3 protein-coding genes are annotated in these 3,373 nt (G+C 70.8%); 2 read left to right on the forward strand and 1 reads right to left on the reverse strand.

All coding sequences use genetic code 11. The features are described 5' to 3' along the window. The first annotated feature begins 375 nt into the window (after nt 1–375). Both ABTZ58_RS39870 and ABTZ58_RS39875 read left to right on the forward strand, forming a co-directional pair. Nucleotides 376–834, forward strand: coding sequence for a hypothetical protein (locus tag ABTZ58_RS39870; RefSeq protein ID WP_351368357.1), 459 nt, complete (start codon nt 376–378; stop codon nt 832–834). Nucleotides 835–981: 147 nt separating this feature from the next. Continuing rightward, nucleotides 982–1,197, forward strand: coding sequence for a DUF6207 family protein (locus tag ABTZ58_RS39875; RefSeq protein WP_351368359.1), 216 nt, complete (start codon nt 982–984; stop codon nt 1,195–1,197). Between the two features lie 178 nt (nt 1,198–1,375). Here the strand turns inward: ABTZ58_RS39875 and ABTZ58_RS39880 are convergent, their stop codons facing one another. Further along, nucleotides 1,376–3,271: a pentapeptide repeat-containing protein gene (locus tag ABTZ58_RS39880; protein WP_351368362.1), complete on the reverse strand. Its 1,896-nt coding sequence runs from the start codon at nt 3,269–3,271 to the stop codon at nt 1,376–1,378. Between the last annotated feature and the right edge of the window lie 102 nt (nt 3,272–3,373).

A 3,373-nucleotide genomic window follows, 5' to 3' on the forward strand; every position in this document is an offset into this window, starting at 1 on the left:
CCGATGCAGGCGGCACTGGGGTGGGCGCTGCTCGTCGGGCAGCCCTCGGGCGGGCGCATCGCAGGGCGCGCTGCCCGTGACCGCGCTGCCCGCCCCCTGAACCTGGGCGGCGCCGCGCACGGTGAAGACGAAGGCGGCGTGGACGCACATCAGTTGTTCCCTCATCGAGGCGGTCCGGGGGATTCTCCAGGGACGGGTCCATGCTCATACCGGCCCGGACGGCACGGTGTGGTGGACCGCCCACTGCTACGTCCACCTGGCCATCGCCCGAGCCCGGCTGGAGGCCGATGCCGCGAAGCCGTCCAACAGGCGGCTGCGGCCGAGCAACGCCGACGGGCCGCACAGCAGCAGGCCGTTGCCACCGAGCGAGCCCGAGTGGCCGCCGAGCAGCGCAGACTGGCTGCCGAGGACCGTCGGCTGGCCGCCGAGGAAGAGGCACATGAGGAGCAGCAGGCGGAGCAGCAGCGGCTGGCGGACTTCTTCGAGCACGCGGGCATCAAGGCCGGGCTGTGGCGCGCGTTCATGCAGTTGGTCTGCTCCGCCTCCGGCAAGGCCGTCACATGCGGCGACCAGAGCCCCGCCCATGGCAACGGGCTGCTCCTCTACAGCCGGCCGCGCAAGGGGGCCGCGTTCCAGCTGGCCGGTGTGGTGTGCCCTGATCCTTCGGCGCTCGCCGGGTGGCCTGCGGACCTGACCATCCTGGTCCCGGGCCGGGCCTGGTTGTCGCGTGTCGAGGAAGCCGCCCAGAGCCCGCTGAAGGTCGCCGTCTTGGATCCGGTCACCAAGCAGTGTGTCCACGAACGGGTCGACCCCCGGACCGCGACGCTGGCGTGAAGCGCATCGAATCCCGGGGGTGAGCGCCTATCGACGGCAGCGAGGGGGGTCGGGGGGCGAGGCCCGGGGCCGGTGATGGCGCTACTCGGTCGGGTGAACGTGCCATGGCGCGGGAACTTGCAGGCTCACGGATACGTCGTGCCGGGCATGAAGCCGATCAGCGAAGCGCACGTGGCGCAGCCGGGCTTGGCCGTCGTCGACGTCGCAGCGTGTGACGACCAGACCGCATTCGCCGTTCAGGCGCTGCTTGCCGGGCGCTGGGCGACCGCTTCGGCGGACAGCGCGATTCGAGTGCCGGGCGAGCCGGGTGTACGGCTGCGCTGCTACCTCGATGTCCGCCAGGAGCTCGGATCACAGCCGTGAGGCCTGAAGCCGGCTGGGGGTACCTTCGCCTCGCTGTCGGGCCGCACGGAGGATTTCAGTGGGCGCTTCTGTGACCTGGGCATTGGAATCCTCCGTGCGGTGTCTCGGGCGGTGCGAGCGCACCGATCACTTCATGCCCGGTGGGACGCCGTTGTCTCTTCGACCGTGTGGGTGATGGTCAGCGTTTGACGCGGCTGCGTACGGCGAGTACGGCCAGGCCGAGGAGGACGGGTTCGGCCAGCCGGGAGGCCATCTCGGTGTAGGTGCCGGTGGTGGTGAGGTCCTGGCCGGAGGAGCGGAAGATCACCGAGTTGATCACCACCCGCAGGCTCTTCTCCACCCGTTCGGTGGTGACCCGTTCGGCCGGCGGGCCGGTGGGGTTGACCGGTTCGGGGGTGTCGGTGGTCAGGACGATCTCCTGTCCGACTGCGGCCTGGCGGCCGGTGGTGGTCGGCTTCGGGGCGTCGGCGGGCAGGCCCCACAGCACCATCACCGCGATCGTGACAGCCATGGCCGCCCCCAGCCAGGCCAGTGCGCGGGTGGCGCGCAGGCCGTACCCGGACAGGGCCCAGTAGAGGCTCAGCAGCGCTCGTTCCCCCCGGGGCCGGGTGGTGTCGTGGCGGCGCATCTCGCACTCGCCGTAGTAGAAGTCGGCGGCGTCCGGCTCGTTCTTGCCGTCCTCCAGCGACTTGCGCAACTGCCGGTACAGCGCTGCCACCGCCGCCGGCTTCAACTTCGGGGCGTCCTGCGGCGGGCTCATCCAGCCCAGGGCGACGGCCTGATCGGGGTGGCGGGCGGCGCCGACTCGCCAGTGGTGCTCCTCGGTCAGTGTGTTGCGCCGGCTCCACCGCCAGGGAAAGCGCCGGTTCCATCCGGCGGGGGTGGTGGCGAAGGTGCACCAGCCGTCAACCCTCAGCTGGTCGAGGTGGACGGCGCCGGCGAACCGGCACCCGCTCAGGTCGATGTCGTGCAGTGCCAGGTGCGCGGCGTCCACCCCGCCCACCGACGCCAGACCCACACCGGGTTCCAGACCGGACAACGCGGTCTCTGGCGGCCAGCCCATCCAGTTGGGCGGGGGGAAAGGGGTGGGGCGGGTGGCGACCAGCACCGGATACTCCAAGATCGCGTCCCTGAGATCCAGCTCGGCGTAGCGCAGGTGCAGCGTGGCGGTCGACGCCCAGCGGGTGCGCGCACAGCTCATCTGACGGGCGGCTATCTCTACCGTTACCGGCTGCTGGAACACCGCAGCGTCTAATACCACCCGCTGGCCACACACCAGCGGTCCCAGGCGCGAAGCCACTTCAAACCGCGCCTCGTGGAACTGGGCGTCGCCGGAGAAGGACGCCTTGTCGAACCGGGCGTCACCGGAGAAGGACGCCTTGTCGAACCGGGCGTCACCGGAGAAGGACGCCTTGTCGAACCGGGCGACGCTGGAGAAGGACGCCTTGTCGAACCGGGCGACGCTGGAGAAGGACGCCTTGTCGAACCGGGCGACGCTGGAGAAGGACGCCTCGTGGAACTGGGCGTCACCGAAGAAGGACGCCTCGCCGAACCGGGCGTCACCGGAGAAGATCGCCCAGCCGAAATGCGCGACGCCGGAGAAGGACGCCCTGCCGAACCGGGCGACGCTGGAGAAGGACGCCTCGCCGAACTGGACGTCACCGAAGAAGGACGCCCCGTCGAACTGGGCGTCACCGGAGAAGATCGCCCAGCCGAAATGCGCGACGCCGGAGAAGATCGCCCAGCCGAACCAGGCCATGCCGGAGAAGGTTGCCCCGTCGAACCGGGCGCCGCCGGAGAAGGTTGCCTGGCCAAACCGGGCGTCACCGGAGAAGGTTGCCCCGTCGAACCGGGCGCCGCCGGAGAAGGTTGCCTGGCCAAACCGGGCGACGCCAATGTGGGGCTTACCGGTGCTGGGATCGCATAAGGCGGCGAGCAACTGATTCAGCAGTTCAGGGGTGAAGGGGGTGCCACGGTAGTCGATGTCGGCGCCGGGTGACAGTGTCGCGAGGTAGGCGGCGCGGTCGGCCTCGTTCAGGTGAGCCAGACAGGCGCTGTGGTCACCGACGTGGATGCCGCAGCAGCCGACCGGATCGGCCGATGTGGCGTGGGGGGGGGGGGGGGGGGGGCGCGGGGGGGGGGGGGGGGGGGGGGGGGGCGGGCACCCCCGACAGCA

The organism is Streptomyces sp. NPDC094143 (genome assembly GCF_040303825.1).
GTDB lineage: Bacteria > Actinomycetota > Actinomycetes > Streptomycetales > Streptomycetaceae > Streptomyces.

What these genes read in the sequence shown, in the direction of transcription:
- ABTZ58_RS39875 (WP_351368359.1), top strand. Translation starts at nt 982, where the DNA reads ATGAAGCCGATCAGCGAAGCGCACGTGGCGCAGCCGGGCTTGGCCGTC.